The following is a 20811-nucleotide window of genomic DNA, read 5'->3' as shown; positions in this document are numbered from 1 at the left end:
CCACCCCGCCATCTAGAACTGGTGTCAGTATTGTTCCCCCATGGCCTTCGTCATCGACAAAAGCGTGGAGATCGACGCACCCGCCGAGCTGGTCTGGCAGGTGCTCACCGATGTGGACGCGTACGGGGAATGGAATCCCTTCGTCCTGGAGTGCAAGACCACCCTGGAACCCGGCTCCCCCATCGACATGCGCGTGCAGCTGGTCGGCCCGCCCAAGCAGCAGCGCGAGTTCGTCCGCTCCTGCACCCCGGGGCGCGAGTTCAGCTACAACATGAAGCCCGCGCCGCTCGGCGTGCTCAGCAGCGAACGCTCGCACCTGATCACCGATCTCGGCGACGGCCGCACCCGCTACGACTCGCACTTCCAGCTCAACGGCCCGCTGTCGGTGGTCGTCGGCGGCCTGCTCGGCGGCGCGCTGCGCAAGGGCTTCACCGGCATGACCGAAGCCGTCAAGACCCGCGCCGAGGCCCTGAAAGCCGTGCGCGACTAGCGTTCACGCCTCGAACGGCGTCACATTGCCCGCGGCGTCGCGGCCACCGCTCTCGTGCTCGATAGCGGTGGCCAGGTCCTGCACGCTGGTCCAGCTGCGCGGCTCCTCGTCCTCCAGATTTCCGATGGTGTACCAGGTGGCGGTACCGCGATAGCGCACGAGCCCGTGGCCTGAGTAGTCCAGCGTCACATCGAGATCCCCGGAGACCGTTCCCTCTTCCCGGGTCATGACGGCTGCCTCGCTCTGGATTTCGACGATGGCGACTATGTGAACTCTCCCTTGCTGATGCAGTCCTTCACCGCTGTCTGCAATGCGGACTGTTCCTTGGTGTCGACGTTCAATCCGTACTTTAGTTTCACCTGGATGTAGTGCCCGATATAGGCGCACCGGAAGTTTCCGGGTGGCAGGTAACTGGACGGATCCTGGTCCCCCTTGGAACGGTTGGCGGTGGGATCGGAAATCACCAGGTTCAACGCGTCATTGGCGATATGGCGGCGGGTGTCGTCGTCGAGCTTCGCCGCGCCCGACCGCCACGCCTCGGCCAGCGCCACGATGTGGTCGATGTCCAGGCCCGACGAATCGGTGGTCCACTTGTAGGGCTTGAGGGCATTGGTCTTCTTGTCCATGACCCCGTACTGGTCGCGCCAGCCCGCAGTGGCGCCGAGGCCGCTGAATTTGCAGCTGCTCGGATCCAGTTTCACCGGTCCGGTCGCGTCGCGTATCAGCACCACCTCGCGGGTGGTGCAGCGGCTGTATTGCGCGAAGCTGTCACCGAATCCGTGCTCGGGCTTCTCGGTGTCCCAGTGCGGGAAGCGGTCGCGCGAATAGCCGGTCATCGGCAGCTCGTCGGCCACCTTGAGTTTGCCCAGCAGCGCGTTGATCTCCTTGGCCGATCCGGCCGGTTGCGCGCCGCGATCGGGAATCGGCGGCCCACTCGACTCCGGTTTGTCTGTGCCGCCGCGTTTTTCGAGGATGGTGAAAGCGACGGCCAGTGCGGCCACGATCAATAGCGATACGACCGCTTGCAGCAGGCGGCGCTGGGCCGGGGACAGGCGATCCGACAGGCGTAATGGATTTGTGCGCAACATATCCCGCAAACCTTCGCAATCGGCGACCCGAATCGGCAAGTCGCACCCGAGGTTCGGAGACCTGCGTCACACCCACCGTGACTCCATGGTGGGTCCCGCGAAGATCGAAAACAATGGCGGCGCAGCCCGTCCCGCGCCACCACCTGCGGATATGCGACGGCGCGCCGGGTAGTAGCTACCCGGCGCGCCGAATTGTCCTGAGAATCAGGCGGTGTCGATCAGGCGTTGTTCAGCTTGTTCAGCCGCTCGCACGCCTCGAGGTACTCGTTGATGAGGCGCTGCATGACGTCCGCGGAGCGCTCCATCTTGTTCATCATGCCGACGACCTGGCCGACCGGGTTGAAGTTCACGTCCTTGGCCTGCTCGGGGTAGCGGTGGCCGCGCTTGACGCCGTCGAGGGCGACCATCATCTGCAGCGGCATGCCGAGCGGGTTCGGGGTGTCCTCGGCCTCCCAGGCCTCGGTCCAGTCGTTCTTGAGCATGCGGCACGGCTTGCCGGTCCACGAGCGCGAACGCACGGTGTCGGAGCTGGTGGCGTCGATGTAGGTCTGCATCTGCGCGGGCGGCACATTGGCCTCCTCTACGGTCAGCCACAGCGAGCCGGTCCACGCGCCCGCCGCACCCATGGCCAGGGCCGCCGCGACCTGACGGCCGTCGCCGATGCCGCCGGCCGCGAGCGCCGGCATATCACCGATCGCGTCGATGACCTGCGGCCACAACACCATCGAGGCGATCTCGCCGCAGTGGCCGCCGCCCTCGGTGCCCTGCATGACCACGAAGTCCAGTCCGGCGTTCTTGTGGTTCATGGCGTGCTTGACCGAACCGCACAGCGCGCCGATCAGGCGGCCGGAGTCCTGGATCTGCTTGATCACGTCGTCGGGCGGGGTGCCCAGCGCGTTGGCGACCAGCTTCGCCTTGGGGTGGTTGAGGATGACCTCGATCTGCGGGGCCACCGTCGTGGCGGTCCAGCCCAGCAGCTGGTTGTGCTTCTCCTCCGGCGGCAGGTGCGGCACGCCGTGGTCGTTGAGGATTTTCTCCGCGAAGTCGCGGTGGCCCTGCGGAACCAGCTTGGCCAGCTGGGCTTCCAGCTCCTCGGGGCTCAGGCCCTCGACGCCCTTGCCCTCGTACTTGGACGGGATGACCAGGTCGACGCCGTAGACGCCCTGCACGTGCTCGTCCAGCCACTGCAGCTCGACCTCGAGCTGCTCGGCGGTGAACCCGACCGCACCGAGCACGCCGAGACCGCCCGCATTGCTGACCGCGGCGGCCACGTCCCGGCAGTGGGTGAAGGCGAAGATGGGCACATCGATGCCGAGGCGATCGCAGATCTCGGTACGCATGGTGTGGTGGGCTCCTCTGAACTTTCCGACACTGGAAATGTTGTGCCCACCACACTAGAACATGTTCTACATTCGGACCAGTCTCTCGATGCCTACCCGTAGGTCACTGTCAACAACATGTTCTAGTTGCCGGGAATGGTCAGCCGTGCGCGAGCAGCCCGTCGGCATGCAGATCATCGAAAAGGAGCTGGTCCACGGGCGGCACGTGCGGCCGGTCCGCGTAGCTGAACCAGGCGATCTCCTGGATCTCGCTGCTGACCGCGATGTCGCCGGAGTATTCGGCCGTATAGCAGGCCATGCGCACGACCGCGTCGGGAATCAAAGCCTCGTAGGTGCCCACGTGAGCGACCGTCTCCGGGGCGATCTCCACGGTCAGCTCCTCGCGGATCTCGCGCACGAGCGTCTGCAGATCGGTCTCGTCCCCTTCGCGTTTCCCGCCCGGGATATAGAAGACGTCCTTGCCGCTCGGCCGCGCGCACAGAATCCTCCCGCCCTCGATCCGCACCCACGCCACCGTGTCGATCAGCCGCTGCTCCCGCTCCGTCCGCATTCGCGCACCATAGCGCGCGCTGCGCGGACGGTCCGGTTCGCGACGTCGCCGGGGGTACGCTGTCGGCATGTCAAAGCCTGGCCAGGAGCCGCCTCGACTCGTGACGGTCGAGGAGTTTCTTGCCGGGCCCGCCGATGCCTTCGGTGAGATCCACGACGGTGTGATGCTGGAATGTATGGCCCAGAGCCCAGTACACGATCGAGTCGTGCACCGCCTGAGGTCCGCACTCGAGTACTCCATCGACCCGGATGGGCCCTGCCGGGAAGTGCACGGCGATACGCCGATGCGATTGGCCGACAACGATCATGGCGACCCGCGCCGTCGATTGCGGGCCCGCTATCCCGATCTGATCCTGCGGGATTGCTCCGGCGGACCGTACGACGTGGGGCAGGTCGCAGACCAGACGCTGCTGGTTGTGGAGGTGACATCCGACAGCACGATCGATGACGATATCGGCATCAAGCGTGAGTTGTACGCCCGTGCAGGCATTCCGGTGTACCTCATCGTCCACTTCGACAAGGACTGGCAACAGATCACCGTGATCGAGGAGCTGCGACTGGATTGGTCGGGCCGGCGGTACGTCGGCTGGAACCAGCACACCGAGGCGCTGGTACTCACCGACCCCGTGAAAGTCGCGGTGATGTTCGAGGACCTGCAGAGTCAGCTTCCGCGCCGCTGGTAGTGGGACACGCTTCGTCGGTCTGGCTCAGTCCAGCGTTCCGTGAGTCGACAGGCCGCGGGATGCGTTGCGCCCATGTCGGCAGCCAGATCTCGTCCTCGGGCTCGGCTGTCCGTCGTGCGTCGAGATGACCCCGGAGTTCGGGGAGCGCTGGATGCGCGTTGTCGGTACGCCAGATCAGGGACAGCGGGTAGACCAGCGAGGGGCCGCGCACGGGGATGCGCCGCAGGTCGAAGCTGTCCGGCCACAGGTATCGGGTACCTCGGCCGACCAGGGTCGCCAGGTCCGCCGAGTCGGCGATCTCCTCGAGCAGGGCCTCTTTCGAGAAGACCAGGCCGAGCCGGTCGATGGTGAATCCGAAGGTCTCGGTGAGTTCGGCGAAGTAGTCGGCGACCTCGCCGTGCGTGGGCAGACCGGGCATCCAGATGCGGTGCCCGGCCAGTTGCCCGGGCGTCACCGCCCGGGCGTTGGCGAAAGGATGGCCCGGGCCGACCAGCAGCTCGTGCGGCTCGTCGATGACCCGGGCCGTGCTGATCCCGCGGGGCAGCTGCTGCCGTACTCGGATGGCATGGAAGGTGGCGTCGATCGTCCCCGCCTCGACGGCCGCGATCGCGGCCTCGGCATCGCCTTCGAGGGTGACGATGTCGAGCGCGATATCGGGGTGAGCGCGATGGAAGTCCTGGAGCAGCGACGCCATGACCACGCGCCTGTTCACCACATCCACACGCAACGCGCGCCGGCCGGGCCGCACCGAGGCGTCGGCGCGGTCGGCCACCCGCAGCAGTTCCCGTGCGTGCGGCAGGAACGACCGCCCGTCGATGGTCAGCTCGGCCCCGCGCGCGGTCCGGGCGAACAAGCGCACATCCAAGTACTTCTCCAGCGCCGCAATGCGTTTGGAAACTGCCTGCTGGGTGATCGATAACGCGTGGGCGGCTTCCTGGAACTGGCCCGCGTCCGCGACCGCGACGAAGGTGCGCACACCGGTGAGATCCACGGGCACACCGTACTCCCACAACGCGCGGTTGTGGCTCGCCGACAAAACGGTTGTTTGATCTCGCCTTTCCTCGATTGATTGGATCACCTCCGTCAACAGTGAGTTGTTCGGGAGGTAGGCAGCGTGATGGCCAGACGAGCACTGGGCCGCGAGTTCGGATGGCTGTGGGCGTCCTACGCGGTCAACGCCTATGGCTCCGGCCTGGGCTTCGGCGCCCTCCCGCTGATCGCCGTCACCGTATTGCACGCCAGCCCCATTCAGGTCTCCACACTGGCGGCCGTCGGGCCCGCGGTCGGCGCACTGATCGCCCTGCCGCTCGGCCCCTGGGTGGAGTTCCAGCCCAAGCGCCCGGTGATGATCGCGATGGACCTGCTGCGATTCGCGATCATGCTGAGCATCCCGATCGCCTACGCCCTCGGGCATCTCGGCTTCGCCCAGTTGCTGGTCGTCTCGGCCGTCGTCGCCGCGGCCAAGATCGCCTTCGGCGCCGCGAGTGGCGCATACCTGAAGTCCCTCGTCCGCCCGGACGACCTGCTGGTCGCCAACGCACGATTCGAATCGACCAACTGGAGTTCCATCGCCCTCGGACCCCCGCTGGGCGGCGCGGCGATCGGCGTATTCGGTCCGGTCGTCACCGTGATCGCCGACGCGGTCAGCTACCTGCTGTCGGCCTTCGCAGTCACCGCGATCGGCGGCAATGAGCAACGCCCCCACCAGAAAACCGTGAGCACCCCCCGAACCGCTGACCTCCTGGAAGGCTGGCGGCACCTGCTGAGCCACCCCGGCCTCCGGTCCCTCTATCTCAACCAGCTTCTCGTCAACGGCCTGATCATGACCACCGAGCCCCTGCTCGCCGTCCTCCTGCTCCGCGAACTCCACTTCAGCCCTTGGCAATACGGCCTGGCCTTCGCCGCCCCCTGCCTCGGCGGCCTCATCGGCTCCCGCCTGGCGGCCCGGGTGGTGGCTCGCCATGGCCAGTTCCGCGTGCTCCGCACGGTCGGCACCCTGCGCGCCATCTGGCTGATCGGCCTCGTCTTCGTCCAGCCCGGCGTCCTCGGCCTCGTGACTGTGATCGTGGTAGAGCTCGCGATCATCATCAATATGAGCCTCTACACCCCGGTGCTGGCCACCTACCGCCTCGAACACACACCGAAAGACCTTGTCGCCCGCACCCTCTCGGCGTGGTCGATCAGCAGCGGCCTCGCCATCGCCGGACTCAGTGCCCTCGGCGGACTCCTCGCGAGCGTCACCAGCCCCCGCGCGGCCATCGCGGTCGTGGGCCTGCTGATCCTGGCCAGCCCACTGCTCCTCCCCCGCGAGGAGCGCCCGGGCGGCGCCACCGGCCCGGGCCTCTCCGAAACCGCGCGGTCGCGGGCCTAGCCGGAGGTGGCGGCAGGCTTGGGCATTCGTACCGCCAGGCCCAATGCTCCCGCGGCGACGGACGCGGCGGCGATCACGTACCAGCCGTGGCGGAAGGCGTCCAGGGTTGCCGGTCCGCCGTGCGGTGAACCCAAGACCGCCACGAGAACCGCTACGCCTACGGCCATTCCGAGCTGGCGGGCCATGGTGAGGACGGCCGAGCCGGTCGCGAATTGCTGGGGCGGCAGGCCCGAGGTGCCGGCGGCGGTGCCGGTGGGCAGGGTCAGGCCGACGCCGAGGCCGGTCAGCAGCATCCCGGCGAGGAGCCCGGTCGCGTAGTTGGCGTGCAGGGCGACGGCCTGGGCCCACCAGATGATTCCGGCCGCGAAGGCCATTCCGCCGAGGGCGAGGACTCGGCCGACGCCGACCCGCGCGATGAAGGGGCCCGCCGCGATCGCGACGACCGGCACGACCAGGGGGCCGGGGGCGATGCCGAGGCCGGTCTTCAGTGCGGACCAGCCCCAGACGTTCTGCATCCAGAGCACCGCCGAGAGCAGCATGCCCGCGAAGGCGAAGTTGAACAGCAGGGAATTGCCGAGCACGACAGTGAAGTTCGGGACGCGCAGCAGGCCCGGATCGACGACGGGGCTGTGGTGGCGGCGTGAAGAGAACACGAAGACTGCCGCGAAGACGATGGTCGCCGCGACCGCACCGAGCACTCCCGCGGATCCCCAGCCCCAGTCCTGTCCCTTCACCACGGCCAGGATCAGCGAACCCACCGAGGCGATCAGCGAGAGCGCGCCGACCCCATCGGGCAGGGGGCCGCCCGTGCCCGCGGGTCGCGGCAGCAACCGGACGCCGACCAGCAGGGCGATGATTCCCAGCGGCACGTTCACCAGAAACACCCAGCGCCAATGCAGTTCGACGAGCAGTCCGCCGAGCACCGGGCCCAGCGCAGCGCCCAGACCGCCGAAGGCGACCCACAGTCGGACCGCCGTCGCCCGCCGCTCGGCCGGTGTCGCGGCCAGCAGCAGGCCGAGCGAGGACGGGGTGAGCAGTGCCGCGCCGGCGGCCTGGACCACCCGGAACGCGACCAGTGCTCCCGTGTTCGGGGCCACCGCGCACAACGCCGATCCGAGCACGAAGACGCCGAGCCCGGTCAGGAAGGTCGTCTTGTGCCCGTTGCGGTCACCGAGACGTCCCGCGGGCACCAGCAGGGCCGCGTAGACGATCGCGTACGCGTTGAGCACCCACGAGAGCCCGGAGATCCGCGCACCCGAGAAATCCTCGGCTATCCGCGGCAGCGCCACATTGACGATGAACAGGTCCAGGCTGGACAGCAGCACCGCCACCGCGACGATGCCGAGCACCACCCGCGAATCGACTGCCCGCCGCTCCTCCTGTGTGACAACGGCATTCATCGCTCTCCCCCATGTCTCGGGGCATCGAACCCAGTGAGTTGCATCATGCGACTGACCATAAGGTAGTGAGTCTCTTCAAGCAACCGACTATGCTGTGGGATATGCGGCGAACCAGCTTCGAGGACATGAACTGCTCCATCGCCCAATGCCTGGAGGTGGTCGGCGAGTGGTGGACGCTGCTGATCGTGCGGGACGCCCTGTTCGGGGTGACCCGCTTCGACGACTTCCGCACCCGCCTCGGCATCGCCCGCAATGTGCTCACCCAGCGCCTGGAACACCTGGTCGAGCAAGGAGTCCTGGAGAAGACCCCCTATCAGGACAACCCGGTCCGCTACGACTACCGCCTCACCGACAAGGGTCGCTCCCTGTGGACGATCCTCGCCGCCATGCGGCAATGGGGTGACGAATGGGCGGCCCCCGACGGTCCGCCGATCGAAGCCGTGCACACCGGCTGCGGCCACACCATGACCGTCCAGCCCGCCTGCTCCGAATGCGGTGAGCCCGTCGCCTCGAAAGACCTGCGCCTGCAGTTGGGCCCGGGTGCCCATGACCCGGACCTGCTGCCCGCTCGTGGCTGAGGCATGAACCCTCCGGCCCCGGGGTGCCGCCCGCACCCCCGCGTTGCTGCCCGGCCGCTGATGATCGCGTCCAGCCCGTGCCACGCGCGGGAGCACCCACGGGCCGCGAACCGATAGGTGCCCTGGAATCCGTGGAGTGGCGCGCTGTCGAAGCGGTTCGCGCACAACGGATTCGGGGGGATCTCGACAGGCCTGACAGTCGCCGGACCCGGTGGGCCCGGAAGCACGTCGTCGCGCTGGTCATCTCCGCGGGCTTGGTGCTATCCGGAGGGGCAGCTTGATCGTGATCTGGGCCTCCCGGACAATTCGACCAGGTACCTCGCGCAGGCGGTCCTCGCCTGCTCCGCGGTGCCCTGGTTTCTCAGCTGGTTTCCGCGGCATGCGGAAGAAAGGTGGTGGCGGTGCGTCCCGCTGAACCGAGTGAGTCCACCCGGCCGAGCCCGGAGACCGTCCTGGCGGTCGGCGGCTGGCATCCGCGGCATTCGCGCGTGCTGGCGCTGGCGAGCAACGGCGCGTTCGCGTTCGCGCTCGTCGACACCAACGGCGACGGTTCCGAGATCGACCTCGACGAGCTGATCCTCGACGACGGCGAATGGCGGGCCGGGATGAGTGTCGGCGCGGGCGAGTTCATCGCGGTGGGCAGTCGCGGGTCGGTCTACGTGCTCGGCTACGGCTCGAACGTGAGCGGCGTGCGATGGGCCTATGGTCGCGCCGATCGCCCCGGCACCGCCGAGGTCGAGATGGACGGACGCGCGATCGCCGTCACCATCGCCGACACCGGGTGGTGGGTGTGGGTCGATCCGGTCGTCGAATCGAACTGAACCGCACCACTATCGGAGTCAGGCGGCCCGGACGCCCGTGAGCTGGTGTCCGGTGGCCTTGGCGACCGTCGGCAGCTGAGCGGCGATCTCGGCGGTCGGTACGGGCGCGCCGTCGAACATGGACACGACCAGTGTGCCGTCCTCGGCCTCCCACGTGCCGGCGATCCGGCCGCCGACGAGCACCAGCGGCGAGATCCAGCCCGCGGTGCGGCTGACCTTGGCGCGATGGTCGCCCGGCAGCAGCACGGTGTCGCCGGTGCCGGGGCCCAGCACGTACTGGTCGAACTGGCCGAGTAGATGAACCGCGGAGGTCGGCTTCGTCTGCGCCAGCTCGTCGAGGTGCTCGGTCAGGAAGTAGCCGCGGCGGCCCTCGACGTCGATCTCCGTCAGTTCGTTTCCCAGTGCCGAGAACCAGCGGCGCACAGTCGTTTTGCTGAGGAATCCGCGGGTCAGCCAGGTATTGAAGATCTCCGGCGACGCCGGGCCGTGCGTGCCGAGGTAGGCGCGGACGATCGTGGGCGCGGCGTCATCGGGTTCCGGAATGCCGGCCCACTCGGGCACGACGTGCGTGGGATTGGTGAAGGTGACCGAGGTGCCGCGCGCCGGGCCGTAGCAGAGCGCCCCTTGCCAGGCCAGCGGCTTGAGCATCGACCCCCACCCCGAGCGGAGGTGCTGCTCCAGCGGCTGGAAGCGCGGTTCGGCGATCAGGGCCGACACCAGCTCGTCCCGCGTGAGCACCTGCCCGTCGAGAATCCCGCCGACCGCCTTCACCAGCGCGGCGACATCCTCGGGCGTCGCCCCGGAGGCCTTGGTCCACGCCGGTTTCTCCCAGGTCCGCGCCGAGGCCATGAGCGAGAGCGCGGCCGCGCCCTGCTCCGGCGTCATGGCGTGCAGCGTCCCGCGCATGGCCCAGGTCTTGAGTAGTGTCCCCTCCCTCAGCGCGTCGACGACCGCGCCGGGCTTCCCCGTTGAACGCCGCAGCGCCACAGCTGTTTCCGCGGCCGAGGTGACCTGTGCCTGCACCCCGCACAGCTGTTCGGCCACGGCCACCGCGTTCGAGGGGGTCCGCTGATCCACGAACTGCCGCCGCACTCGCCAGGCGAACACCTGATCCCACGAAACCCGCACCACGCCTCCAGAACCCGCTCGACCGCAACGGCCAGAGCATACGACCGAGGACCGACGCGGGCCGTGATCCAGTGGGTGCGCCGACGTGCCGTCCATCGCGTCCCGCGCGGGTTCCCGTGTCAGGCGCGCATTGTCAGAGGCGTTCGATGATGGTGGCGTTGGCCAGGCCACCGGCCTCGCACATGGTCATCAGGCCGTGGCGACCGCCGGTCTGCTCGAGGTGGTTGAGCATGGTGGCCAGGATGCGGCCGCCGGACGCGCCGAGCGGGTGGCCCAGGGCGATCGCGCCGCCGCGCGGGTTGAGCTTGGCCGGGTCGGCGCCGAGCTCCCGCGCCCACACCAGCGGCACCGGCGCGAAGGCCTCGTTCACCTCGTAGACGTCGATATCGTCGATGGACAGCCCGGCGCGAGCCAGCACCTTGCGGGTGGCGGGGATGACGGCGGTGAGCATGAGCAGCGGGTCGTCGCCGGTGACGGCGAAGGAGTGGAAGCGGGCGCGGGGCTTCAGGCCGAGCTGGGCGGCCTTCTCCTCGCTCATGATGAGCGCGGCGGAGGCGCCGTCGGTCAGCGGCGAGGAGTTGCCCGGGGTGATCGACCATTCGATCTCCGGGAAGCGGGCCTTGAATTCGGCGTCGGTGAAGGCGGGCTTCAGTCCGGCCAGGCCATCGACGGTGGTGGTGGCCCGAATGGTCTCGTCGGCGCTGATCGTGCCCGCCGGCACCAGTTCGTTGTCGAAGCCCCCGGCCGCGGCGGTGGCGGCGGCCGATCGGTGCGAGCGGGCGGCGAACTCGTCGAGGGCGGTCCGGTCGAGCTTCCAGCGCGCGGCCAGCACCTCGGCCGCGATGCCCTGCTGCACCAGGCCGTCCGGGTAGCGGTGCGCGATCGGGCCACGGTTGGCGTCCTGGCCCTGGGCATTGGAGAACATGGGCACCCGCGACATGGACTCGACGCCGCACGCGATGGCGATGTCATAGGCCCCGGCGATGACGCCCTGGGCGGCGAAATGGGCGGCCTGCTGTGAGGATCCGCACTGTCGGTCCACCGTCGTGGCGGGCACCGCTTCCGGGAAGCCGGCCGCGAGCACCGCGGTGCGGGAGATATTGAACGCCTGCTCACCACTCTGGGTGACGCAACCGCCGATCACATCGTCGACGAGCGCGGGGTCGATTCCGGTGCGCTCGATCAGGCTGCCCAGTACTCCCGCGAGCAGGGTGGCCGGATGGACTTCGGACAGGCCGCCACCGACTTTCCCCTTTCCGGACGGGGTGCGAATGGCGTCGACGATGACGGCGGAAGTCATGACTTCTCCCTGTTCCCAGCGGACGATCCGGATGCGAATTCCGGTTAACATAGGCACTGTACCCCACGACCGGTGGCGTCGTCAGCACCCAGATTTCCAGCCTCCCTGTCGCGCTGATTCCGATTGCTAACCTGTTGCTGTGACCGCCACCAGCAATCGAACCCACGCCCCCTTCTGGGACCTCGAGATGCGGCTGTCCGCTGTGCTGTCGGTGCTCGCCGGATTCATCGGCGCGGCCGCCTACGCCCACTCCGAGGGCTACTTCGTCACCTTCATGACCGGCAATACCGAACGCGCGATTCTCGGCAACTTCGCCGGCGACTACACCCTGGCCGTGGGCGCGGCCTCGATCATCGCCTGCTTCCTGGCCGGAGTCTTCGTCGCCTCGATCTGCCGGCGGTACTGGTGGACCAATCACCCGCACGGCGCGACCATGCTCACCACCGTCGCGTTGGCGTGCGCGGCCATCGTCGACAACATACTCGACGAGCGCGGCATCGGCCTGGTCCCCATTCTTTTCGTCGCCTTCGGCATGGGCGCGCTGAACACCTCGTTCGTGAAGAACGGCGAGGTGTCGATCCCGGTCAGTTACGTCACCGGCACGATGGTGAAACTCGCACAGGGCATCGAGCGGCACGCCTTCGGCGGCGGCAGCGTCCGCGACTGGCTGGGCTATGCGACGCAATACTTTTCGTTCGGTACGGGCGCGCTCATCGGCGGCCTGGTCGCGGTGGTGGTCGACGGCGCCTACATGCTCAACGCCGCCGTCGCTGGGTCGCTGCTGGTGGCCTCCTACACCTGGCGAGCCGACATCCGCTGGGTGCGGCGCACGGTCCGACGGGCGATAGACGAGAGCTGAACCGCGCGACACGGGCAGGTCACAGCCAGGCAACACATGGCTAATTGACCGCAAATGCGGCGAACTGGTCATATTCTGCACAACATGACAACCAGCAAAGAGGGAGTTTTCGAGGGGCCGGTCCAAGCACTGGCCCGCAGCGCGTGGCAGTCGATCCTGGTCACCGGCATTCTCTCGGTGGTGCTGGGCATCCTGATCCTGGTGTGGCCCGGACCGACCCTGGTGGTCGCCGGTGTCCTGTTCGGTATCTACCTGCTCGTCTCCGGCGTCTTCCAGCTGATCGCGGCGTTCGGTCTGCATGTCAGCGCCTGGATGCGGGTGCTGTCGTTCATCACCGCCATCCTGTCGTTCATCCTGGGCTTCTTCTGCTTCCGCAACGAGTTCCAGGCGATCGGCCTGCTGGCGTTGTGGATCGGTATCACCTGGATCTTCCGCGGCACCGCGGTGCTGGTGGCCGCGATGTCGGACTCCGCGGTTCCGGGCCGGGGCTGGCAGATCCTGTTCGGCATCCTGCTGATCGTCGGTGGCGGCCTACTGATCGTGGAGCCGTTCCGCTCCATCACCACTCTGGTCGTCGTGGTCGGCTGCTGGCTGATCGTGATCGGCATCTTCGAGGTCATCTCGGCGTTCCAGGTCAAGCGCACGGCCAAGCACGTCGCCGCGAACCTATAGTCTTCCGACAACCGACATGGCGGTCGCCCCACAATCGGGGCGGCCGCCATTCTCGTTGAGGCGCGGATATTCTCAGCGCAGCCGCTTGGGCCGCTTGTCCATGAGCCGCAGGATCAGCGGCGTGAAGATGAGCTGCATGGCCAGATCCATCTTCCCGCCCGGCACCACGATGCTGTTGGGCCGCGACATGAACGAGTCGTGCAGCATGGACAGCAGATACGGGAAGTCGATCACCTTCGGGTCGGCGAAGCGGATCACCACGAAACTCTCGTCCGCGGTCGGAATCGTCCGGGCGGTGAAGGGATTCGAGGTGTCGACCGTCGGCACCCGCTGGAAGTTCACATAGGTCCGCGAGAACTGCGGGCAGATGTGTTTCACGTAGTCGGGCATGCGCCGCAGAATGGTGTCGATGATGGCCTCGCTGGAGTAGCCGCGTTCGGTCTTGTCGCGGTGCACCTTCTGAATCCACTCCAGATTGATGATCGGCACCACGCCCACCAGCAGGTCGGTGTACCGCCCGACATCGACGTCCTCGCCGACCGCGGCCCCGTGCAGGCCCTCGTAGAACAACAGGTCGCTGCCCGGTGGCAGCTCCACCCACGGCGTGAAGGTGCCCGCGGGCTGCCCGTAGGGTTTGGCCTCCTCGTCGTCGTGCAGATAGCGGCGTACCGCCCCGACGCCGGTTTCCCCGTAATCGCGGAACAGCGTCTCGAGTTCGGGCAGCAGATTCGCCTCCGGCCCGAAATGCGAGAACGTGAGATTGCGCTGCTGTTCGGCCTCGGCCATGGCCAGTTTCATCTCGTTGCGGTCGTAGCGATGGAACGAATCCCCTTCCACGATGGCCGCGTTGATTCCCTCGCGGCGGAATATCTCCTGGAAGGTTCGCGTGACGCTGGTCGTCCCCGCACCGGACGACCCGGTGATCGCGACCACGGGATGTTTGACCGACATGGCACCTCCTCGATTGCCGGACAGCAGGTTTCGCGCGCCCGGCCGTTCAATGACGGGCCGCGCGGAACAGTGAGCGGGAACCGAAGAGCGAGGCGTCGAAGCTGGGCCCCTCCTCCGGTTCGCGGTGATAGCGCTCGATCCGCTCGACCTCGTTGCGGGAGCCGAAGATGAACGGCACCCGCTGATGCAGTTCCTCGGGCCGTACGTCCAGCACGCGTTCGTGCCCGGTGGAGGCAGCTCCCCCGGCCTGCTCGACCACGAAGGCGATCGGATTGGCCCCGTACAGCAGCGAGACCCGGCCCGGCCGTTCGGGATTGCGGGTGTCGCGCGGATACATGTAGAGCCCGCCGCGGGTGAGGATGTGGAAGGTGTCGGCCACCAGAGAGGCGACCCAGCGCATATTGAAGTCGCGCCCGCGCGGCCCGTCCACGCCTTCGAGGCATTCGTGGACGTAGCGGCGCACCGGGCGCTCCCAGAACCGTTCGTTGGCGGCGTTGATCGCGAATCCGGAGGTGTCGTCCGGGATGCGCATGCGCGGGTGGGTGAGCACGAACGCGCCGACCTCGCGGTCGAGGGTGAACCCGTCCACGCCGTTGCCGGTGGTCAGCACCAGCATGGTCGCGGGCCCGTACAGCGTGAAGCCCGCGCAGACCTGCTGCACGCCCGGTTGCAGGAAGTCGTGCCCGGCCGGGACGCGCCCGTCCTCGGGTGCGCGCAGCACGCTGAAAATCGTGCCGACCGGCAGGTTCACGTCGATATTGCTCGACCCGTCGAGCGGGTCGAAGGCGAGCAGGTACTTGCCGCGCCGGATCTCGGTGGGCACCTGATGGCATTCGCGCATCTGCTCCGACACCAGGGCGGCCAGCGGTCCGGTCCACTGGCTTTCCGACACCATGATGTCGTTGGCGATGGCATCCATCTTGCGATGCACCGTGACCGGCAGGTGGCCGGCATCGGAGGCGCCCAGGGAGCCGACGATGGCGCCCCGGGTCACCTGATTCGCGATGATCTTGGTTGCGGTGGCGAGCACGTTCAGCAGCGCCGAGAACTCCCCGGAGGAGCCGGGATGCTTGTGCTCCTGCTCGATGGTGTACCGGGTCAGGGTCTTCAATCCTTCGGGCACAGTCCCTCTCATTCCCTCATGGAGATGCCCCCTCGTCGGCGAGGGCGTCCGTGAACACACTGCTGCCGAGGACGTCGCTGTCCGTCAGGGTGATCAGATCGGTGCGGCCGACCGGCCGATGCAGTTCGACCAGGCGTTTGGCCTGCCGCAGCCGGCAGCGGTCGAGGGCATTGCGCACGCTGCGGGCATTGGCGAAGCGGGGGCGGGCCATGCGCAGCTCCAGGTAGCGCGAGAAGGATTGCGCGGCTTCGGGATCGAAGCGGAAGTTCTCCTGGCGCACCATGAGCTCGCCGATGGCCATCAGCTCGTCGTGGGTGTAGTCGGGGAACTCGATGTGGTGGGCCACCCGCGAGGACAGGCCGGGGTTGGCGGAGAAGAAGGTGTCCATCCGGTCCGGATAGCCGGCGAAGATGACCACCAGGCTGGTGCGCTCGTTCTCCATCTCCTGCAACAGGATCTCGATGACCTCCTGCCCGTAGTCGCGCTCGTTCTCGGGGCGGAACAGGTAGTAGGCCTCGTCGATGAACAGCACTCCCCCGGCGGCCTTGGCCAGCGCCTCCTTGGTCTTGGGCGCGGTGTGGCCGATGAACTGGCCGACCAGGTCGTCGCGGGTGACGGTGTGCACCTTGGGTTTCCGGATGTACCCGAGGGCGTGCAGCATCTCGGCCATGCGCAGCGCCACGGTGGTCTTGCCGGTGCCGGGGCCGCCGGTGAAGCTCATGTGCATGGTCGGGCGGGTGGCCTGCAGGCCGAAGCGCTGGCGGGCCCGATCGATGAGCAGCAGGGCCGCGATCTCGCGCACCCGGCGTTTGACATTGGCCAGGCCCACCAGTTCGGCGTCCAGGCGGGTGAGGGTGTCCTCGACGTCCTTGCCCGCGACGTCGGTCGACAGATCCAGGACGGCGTCGTCGGCCAGCGGTTCCAGTAGGTGGCCGGCCGCCACGGTGTCCTCTGGTCGGGGAGACGCGTCGGCGGCCGGACCGCGCAGCGGGCCGGGGCTCGTGGCCCCGGGCCGATGCATCTGGAACCCGCCCGCCGGGCGGCCGGCTGCAGGCTGCCGACCGTCCGATGCCGCGGGGTGTTCCGAGCTCACGATAACCTCCTGATCCGAAAGGTGTTCAGCCGCCGTATCTTTGGCCGGAGCGCTGATCCGACGAGTAGGCGTGGAAGCCGTAGCGCTGGCTGCGGTCCGCGCCCTCGGTGCGGTCGAGGCGGAAACCGGGTTCGTCGGCCGGGCGCTGCACGATGAAGCTCAGCGCCGTGGTCTGGCGGCCGTAGGAGGCGTCGTAGGCGTTGACGCGAATGTAGTGGCGCGGGAACGTGGCCCGGCAGGCGTTGATCTCGGCGAGCACACCGTCGGGCTCGTCCAGATCGAACAGGGGCAGGCCCCACATCTCCCAGTAGTTGTTGCGCGGGTGCGGATCGTCGGTGTACTCGATCGACACCGGCCAGTTGTTGAGCAGGGCGTAGCGGACCTGGGCGGCGATCTCGGTGTCGTCGAAGTCCGGCAGGTGCGAGAAGGTGCCTTGGCGCAGATGCATGGTGGCTCGACTTTCAGCGGGAGGCCGTGGGGACGGCGTCGGGGGCGTCGGTGGAGGTGTATTCGAAGGTGACGTCACCCCAGGTCTGCAGGGCGACCTCGAGCGGGCGGCAGCTCTCGGCGGAGCGGCGCAGCACGTCCGGGCCCTCCTTGAGCAGATCGCGACCCTCGTTGCGTGCCTTGACCACCGCTTCGAGCGCGACCCGGTTGGCCTCCGCGCCCGCGGCGATGCCCATCGGGTGGCCGATGGTGCCGCCGCCGAACTGCAGGATGGCGTCGTCGCCGAACAGGTCCAGCAGCTGGTGCATCTGGCCGGCGTGGATGCCTCCGGAGGCGACCGGCATGACGCCGGGCAGGCTGGCCCAGTCCTGGTCGAAGAAGATGCCGTTGACCGGGTTCGTGGGGATGTGGTTGTCGCGCAGGGTGTCGTAGAAGCCGCGCACGGTGTGCGGGTCGCCCTCGAGCTTGCCGATGACCGTGCCCGCGTGCAGGTGATCGACGCCGATCAGCCGGCACCACTTGGCCAGGACCCGGAAGCTGACGCCGTGCGTCTTCTGGCGGGTGAAGGTGGAGTGCCCGGCCCGGTGCAGATGCAGCAGCATGCCGTTGGTGCGCGCCCACTTCGAGATGGACTGCATGGCGGTATAGCCGACCGTCAGGTCGATCATGATGATGCAGCTGCCGAGCGATTTCGCGAACTCCGCGCGCTCGTACATGTCCTCCATGGTGGCGGCGGTGACATTGAGGTAATGGCCCTTCAATTCACCGGTTTCGGCGATGGCGCGGTTGACGCCCTCCATGGCGAACAGGTAGCGGTCACGCCAGCGCATGAACGGCTGCGAGTTGATGTTCTCGTCGTCCTTGGTGAAATCGAGTCCGCCCTTGCAGGCCTCGTACACCACACGGCCGTAGTTGCGCGCGGAGAGCCCGAGTTTCGGTTTCACCGTCGCACCCAGCAGGGGGCGGCCGTATTTGTTGAGATACTCGCGCTCCATCACGATTCCGTGCGGCGGTCCCTGGAAGGTCTTGACATACGCCACGGGAATACGCATATCCTCCAGTCGCAATGCCTTCAGCGGTTTGAAACCGAATACATTGCCGATCACCGAGGACGTGAGGTTCGTGATGGATCCCTCCTCGAAGAGGTCCAGATCGTAGGCGACGTAGGCGAAGTACTCGCCCGGGCGACCCGGCACCTCCTCGACGCGGTAGCACTTGGCCTGGTACCGGTTGTGCGCGGTGAGACGGTCGGTCCAGACGACTGTCCAAGTGGCGGTGGAGGATTCACCGGCGACGGCCGCCGACGCCTCGATCGGGTCGACGCCGTCCTGGGGTGTCACCCGGAAGACCGCGAGGACGTCGGTGTCCTTCGGCTCGTAGTCCGGGTTGTAGTATCCCATCGACGCGTACGACTGCACGCCCGGATCCCACCGGCTGCGCTGATCATCGTCAGATCCGGCCATCTTTCCTCCTGCGAACCGGGTTGGGTCACTTGCGATTCCCAGGATGACGGGCCCGTTAACGACAAACAATTCGATTGTTTCTGTTCTCGCTCAACCTTTTCGTCGGGTTTGCTACCGTTGAGTATGGGTACGGTGAGCGCGGTGCGCATGGAAACCTTTCTCGCCGTTGCCAAGCACTCCAGCATTCGCCGCGCCGCCGCCCAGTTGCACATCACCGAGGCCGCCGCCTCCGCGGCCGTAGCACACATCGAGAAACAACTCGGCGCGAAACTCGTGACCAAATCCGGGCGCGGCATCGCGCTCACCGAAGCCGGGCGGGTGTACGCGGATTACTGCCGCACCATCCTCGGTCTGATGAAGGAGGCGCACGCCGCCGTCCGGGAAGCCGAGACCGGCCGGCTGCGCATCGGCGTCGTCGCCACCGCGGGCGAATACGTCCTGCTCCACCTGCTGGCGTCGTTCCGAACCCGGTATCCCGATATCGAATTGGGTCTGTCGATCCACCCCCGTGACGTCCTCTTCCTCGAACTCACCCACCACGAAACCGACCTCGTGGTCGCCGGTCGCCCGCCTCGCGACACCGGCCTCATCACCCGCGCCCGCCGCCCCTGCCAACTCGTCGTCGTCGGCGCGCCCTCCCGCTGGCCCGACCCCTGTGACGCCACCTGGCTCCTGCGCGGCAAAGGTTCGGGCACCCGAGACACCACCCTCGCCCTCTTCGACCGCCTCCAAATCCACCCGCCCACACTGACTCTCGGCACCCACGGCGCCGCCCTGGCCGCCGCGCGCGAGGGTCTCGGCATCACCCTCATCCACTCCGACGCCGTCGCCGCCGACCTCGCCACCGGCCGCCTGGAGATCCTCCCCGTCGAGGGAACCCCCCTCACCCGCCCGTGGCACGCGGTCACCACCCGCACCCCCACCCCCGCCGCGCGCCTGTTCCTCTCCCATATCACGGACCCGGATCGAGTCGGCGACAAAGCATTTCGTGGTGTCTGAGGTCGTCGGCGATCGCCTGACAGGACACTGTGGAGGCTGTACTCTCCTCGCAAACGGAGCGGTACGTACTCCGTTTTTCGGCCCAGCCGGGGGAGATGAGTCATGGCTGGCGTACTTGATGGTGCCCGCTTCCATACGACGGTGGTCGTCGCGCTGCGACTCGCGGCGGTCGCCAGGGCACCGGCTCCCATCGACACGGGTGACCTGCTGGTGGCGTTGATGCGGGCGGACGGATCGGGTGACTGGTCACGGATCTGCTTGGACACCGGAGATGCCGACGCGATCGAGCGCAAGGGCATGATCGATCGGCCGAGCCGGGGCGCAGGGCGGTGGGAGAACGTGCGGCTCACCGATCAGTGTGCGATCGCCCTGGAGGTGTCCGGGCGGTTGGCGACCCGGTACCGCCTGTGGCCGATCCCGGTCGGGTTGGTCGTCCTCGGGTTGATCGCCGATGAGTCCGCGGCGGCCGCCCGGGCACTGCACGCCGGTCTGCAGCGCCGCGAGTTGATCGACCGCGTGCAGTCGGATGTGCTGGGTTCGATGCTCGACAGGATCGAGCACACGCTGCCGACGGTGCTGCGCGAGGCGGGCGTGGCGTCCTATCAGGCCCAACCGGTTCACCGCCCGGCGGCGCCGCGCGCACCATCCGCCCGTCGAACGAGGAACGTCCCCCAACGGCAAGCGCCCTCCGCGGAGCCGGGAAAGCGGGAATCCACCCTGATCATGGTGGCGGCGCTGGCCATCGCAGGCGTATTCGTGTTCGTGCTCGCCATGGTGTTACGTGCGCCCCACACGGATCCGCCGGCGCGACAGCCCAATTTCACGCTCGTCCGGCCCAGTTTCGTCCAGCCCACGATCTCCTACGCTCCCCCTACCGTCGTTCGTCCCCCCGGTCCTGCCGACCCGGCCACGCGGACCGCGGCATCGGTTGCGACGCGGTCAGGTGCCGGTGGCCGGGGCAGGTGTGTCAGTGGTGGAACATGCGGAGCTCGGTGCGCGCGAGGGTGATCCGGTGTTCGCGGCAGGCGGCGATGATGGCGTCGGACACCCCACCGCCCAGCAGGTCGGCCAGCTCGTCGTCCACGGGCGCGGACACCGCGATCATGTCGCCGTACGAGGAGCGCGGATCGGCGTCGCGAGCTCGAATGTAGGCGGCGGCAACCGATCCGAGGCCGGTGTCGCCCAAACCCCAGGACTCGCGCAGGGTTTCGTCGAGCTCCCCGTCGAGCGCCGCCCCGGCGGGTGAGACGTGCTTGAACGAGGTGGCCGCCACCCGGCCGGTCGCGGCCTGCGCCTCGGCGACCAGCTGCCAGCCATTGAGCAGGTCCAGATAGTTGATCAGCGACGCGGAACCGTGCAGCACGCGAATGTGTTCGGCGCTGCGGTCGACCACGCGGGCTCGCTGATGGGGATTCATGCCGTACCGAAGATCCATGACGGGGCCTACTTCCCGAAC

The 20811-nt window shown here is 67.7% G+C and carries 23 protein-coding genes; 9 read left to right on the top strand and 14 right to left on the bottom strand.

The window, feature by feature from the left end; genetic code table 11:
- Nucleotides 1-40 precede the first annotated feature (40 nt).
- Nucleotides 41-490, top strand: a complete 450-nt coding sequence (locus ACQPYY_RS17665) for an SRPBCC family protein (RefSeq protein WP_433590205.1) — start codon at nt 41-43, stop codon at nt 488-490.
- A gap of 3 nt (nt 491-493) precedes the next feature.
- Here the strand turns inward: ACQPYY_RS17665 and ACQPYY_RS17660 are convergent, their stop codons facing one another.
- The 4 genes from ACQPYY_RS17660 to ACQPYY_RS17645 form a co-directional block, all read right to left on the bottom strand.
- Complete coding sequence (locus tag ACQPYY_RS17660) at nt 494-718, bottom strand: hypothetical protein (protein WP_357081764.1); 225 nt, start codon at nt 716-718, stop codon at nt 494-496.
- A 35-nt stretch (nt 719-753) separates the two neighbouring features.
- Nucleotides 754-1578, bottom strand: coding sequence for an HNH endonuclease family protein (locus ACQPYY_RS17655; protein ID WP_433590204.1), 825 nt, complete (start codon nt 1576-1578; stop codon nt 754-756).
- Nucleotides 1579-1796: 218 nt separating this feature from the next.
- A complete protein-coding gene (locus ACQPYY_RS17650; RefSeq protein WP_379341551.1) occupies nt 1797-2918 on the bottom strand; it encodes an NAD(P)H-dependent flavin oxidoreductase in 1122 nt (373 codons plus the stop codon).
- 139 nt (nt 2919-3057) lie between these two features.
- Nucleotides 3058-3468 (bottom strand): NUDIX hydrolase, encoded by a 411-nt coding sequence (locus tag ACQPYY_RS17645; protein ID WP_433590203.1) that lies wholly within the window; start codon nt 3466-3468, stop codon nt 3058-3060.
- 67 nt (nt 3469-3535) lie between these two features.
- On the opposite strand from ACQPYY_RS17645, the gene ACQPYY_RS17640 reads away from it, so the two are divergent.
- Nucleotides 3536-4150, top strand: a complete 615-nt coding sequence (locus ACQPYY_RS17640) for a Uma2 family endonuclease (protein WP_433590202.1) — start codon at nt 3536-3538, stop codon at nt 4148-4150.
- Here ACQPYY_RS17640 and ACQPYY_RS17635 read toward each other — a convergent pair.
- Nucleotides 4083-5141, bottom strand: a complete 1059-nt coding sequence (locus ACQPYY_RS17635) for a LysR family transcriptional regulator (protein ID WP_433590201.1) — start codon at nt 5139-5141, stop codon at nt 4083-4085. The two genes, ACQPYY_RS17640 and ACQPYY_RS17635, sit on opposite strands and share 68 nt — an antisense overlap.
- Nucleotides 5142-5267: 126 nt before the next feature.
- Here ACQPYY_RS17635 and ACQPYY_RS17630 point away from each other — a divergent pair, with 126 nt between their 5' ends.
- Entirely contained in the window at nt 5268-6521 is a 1254-nt protein-coding gene (locus ACQPYY_RS17630; RefSeq protein WP_433590200.1) for an MFS transporter, read from the top strand.
- Here the strand turns inward: ACQPYY_RS17630 and ACQPYY_RS17625 are convergent.
- Nucleotides 6518-7921 (bottom strand): MFS transporter, encoded by a 1404-nt coding sequence (locus ACQPYY_RS17625; RefSeq protein WP_433590199.1) that lies wholly within the window; start codon nt 7919-7921, stop codon nt 6518-6520. The genes ACQPYY_RS17630 and ACQPYY_RS17625 overlap by 4 nt on opposite strands.
- A 101-nt stretch (nt 7922-8022) precedes the next feature.
- On the opposite strand from ACQPYY_RS17625, the gene ACQPYY_RS17620 reads away from it, so the two are divergent.
- Entirely contained in the window at nt 8023-8499 is a 477-nt protein-coding gene (locus ACQPYY_RS17620; protein WP_379099555.1) for a winged helix-turn-helix transcriptional regulator, read from the top strand.
- A gap of 401 nt (nt 8500-8900) precedes the next feature.
- Entirely contained in the window at nt 8901-9320 is a 420-nt protein-coding gene (locus tag ACQPYY_RS17615) for a hypothetical protein (protein WP_433590198.1), read from the top strand.
- 18 nt (nt 9321-9338) lie between these two features.
- On the opposite strand, the gene ACQPYY_RS17610 is transcribed toward ACQPYY_RS17615, so the two are convergent.
- Together ACQPYY_RS17610 and ACQPYY_RS17605 are read right to left on the bottom strand one after the other, a co-directional pair.
- On the bottom strand, nt 9339-10451 hold the full coding sequence (locus ACQPYY_RS17610; protein WP_433590197.1) for a DNA glycosylase AlkZ-like family protein: 1113 nt from the start codon (nt 10449-10451) through the stop codon (nt 9339-9341).
- 130 nt (nt 10452-10581) lie between these two features.
- A complete protein-coding gene (locus ACQPYY_RS17605; protein WP_433590196.1) occupies nt 10582-11748 on the bottom strand; it encodes a thiolase family protein in 1167 nt (388 codons plus the stop codon).
- Between the two features lie 187 nt (nt 11749-11935).
- Between ACQPYY_RS17605 and ACQPYY_RS17600 the strand changes: the two genes are divergently transcribed.
- Complete coding sequence (locus tag ACQPYY_RS17600) at nt 11936-12607, top strand: YoaK family protein (RefSeq protein ID WP_433594670.1); 672 nt, start codon at nt 11936-11938, stop codon at nt 12605-12607.
- Between the two features lie 84 nt (nt 12608-12691).
- Entirely contained in the window at nt 12692-13279 is a 588-nt protein-coding gene (locus ACQPYY_RS17595) for an HdeD family acid-resistance protein (protein ID WP_433590195.1), read from the top strand.
- Between the two features lie 72 nt (nt 13280-13351).
- Here the strand turns inward: ACQPYY_RS17595 and ACQPYY_RS17590 are convergent, their stop codons facing one another.
- Genes ACQPYY_RS17590 through ACQPYY_RS17570 form a run of 5 tightly spaced genes read right to left on the bottom strand, consistent with a single transcriptional unit; the run spans nt 13352 to nt 18356 of the window.
- On the bottom strand, nt 13352-14230 hold the full coding sequence (locus ACQPYY_RS17590) for a phosphoribulokinase (RefSeq protein WP_379099541.1): 879 nt from the start codon (nt 14228-14230) through the stop codon (nt 13352-13354).
- 46 nt (nt 14231-14276) lie between these two features.
- The gene (locus ACQPYY_RS17585) at nt 14277-15353 is read right to left on the bottom strand and encodes a class 1 fructose-bisphosphatase (protein ID WP_357276474.1); all 1077 of its coding nucleotides are present in this window, start codon (nt 15351-15353) and stop codon (nt 14277-14279) included.
- Nucleotides 15354-15369: 16 nt separating this feature from the next.
- Nucleotides 15370-16446 (bottom strand): AAA family ATPase, encoded by a 1077-nt coding sequence (locus ACQPYY_RS17580; protein ID WP_379099537.1) that lies wholly within the window; start codon nt 16444-16446, stop codon nt 15370-15372.
- Nucleotides 16447-16471: 25 nt separating this feature from the next.
- Nucleotides 16472-16894, bottom strand: coding sequence for a ribulose bisphosphate carboxylase small subunit (locus ACQPYY_RS17575; protein WP_357081801.1), 423 nt, complete (start codon nt 16892-16894; stop codon nt 16472-16474).
- A 13-nt stretch (nt 16895-16907) separates the two neighbouring features.
- Complete coding sequence (locus ACQPYY_RS17570; protein WP_379099534.1) at nt 16908-18356, bottom strand: form I ribulose bisphosphate carboxylase large subunit; 1449 nt, start codon at nt 18354-18356, stop codon at nt 16908-16910.
- 123 nt (nt 18357-18479) lie between these two features.
- On the opposite strand from ACQPYY_RS17570, the gene ACQPYY_RS17565 reads away from it, so the two are divergent.
- Both ACQPYY_RS17565 and ACQPYY_RS17560 read left to right on the top strand, forming a co-directional pair.
- The gene (locus ACQPYY_RS17565; RefSeq protein WP_433590194.1) at nt 18480-19355 is read left to right on the top strand and encodes a LysR family transcriptional regulator; all 876 of its coding nucleotides are present in this window, start codon (nt 18480-18482) and stop codon (nt 19353-19355) included.
- Nucleotides 19356-19496: 141 nt separating this feature from the next.
- On the top strand, nt 19497-20363 hold the full coding sequence (locus tag ACQPYY_RS17560) for a hypothetical protein (protein WP_433590193.1): 867 nt from the start codon (nt 19497-19499) through the stop codon (nt 20361-20363).
- Here the strand turns inward: ACQPYY_RS17560 and ACQPYY_RS17555 are convergent.
- Complete coding sequence (locus tag ACQPYY_RS17555; RefSeq protein ID WP_433590192.1) at nt 20323-20790, bottom strand: hypothetical protein; 468 nt, start codon at nt 20788-20790, stop codon at nt 20323-20325. The two genes, ACQPYY_RS17560 and ACQPYY_RS17555, sit on opposite strands and share 41 nt — an antisense overlap.
- Between the last annotated feature and the right edge of the window lie 21 nt (nt 20791-20811).

Source organism: Nocardia sp. CA-145437, from assembly GCF_050956485.1.
GTDB lineage: Bacteria > Actinomycetota > Actinomycetes > Mycobacteriales > Mycobacteriaceae > Nocardia.
This window is presented reverse-complemented; position numbering and strand designations above follow the sequence as displayed.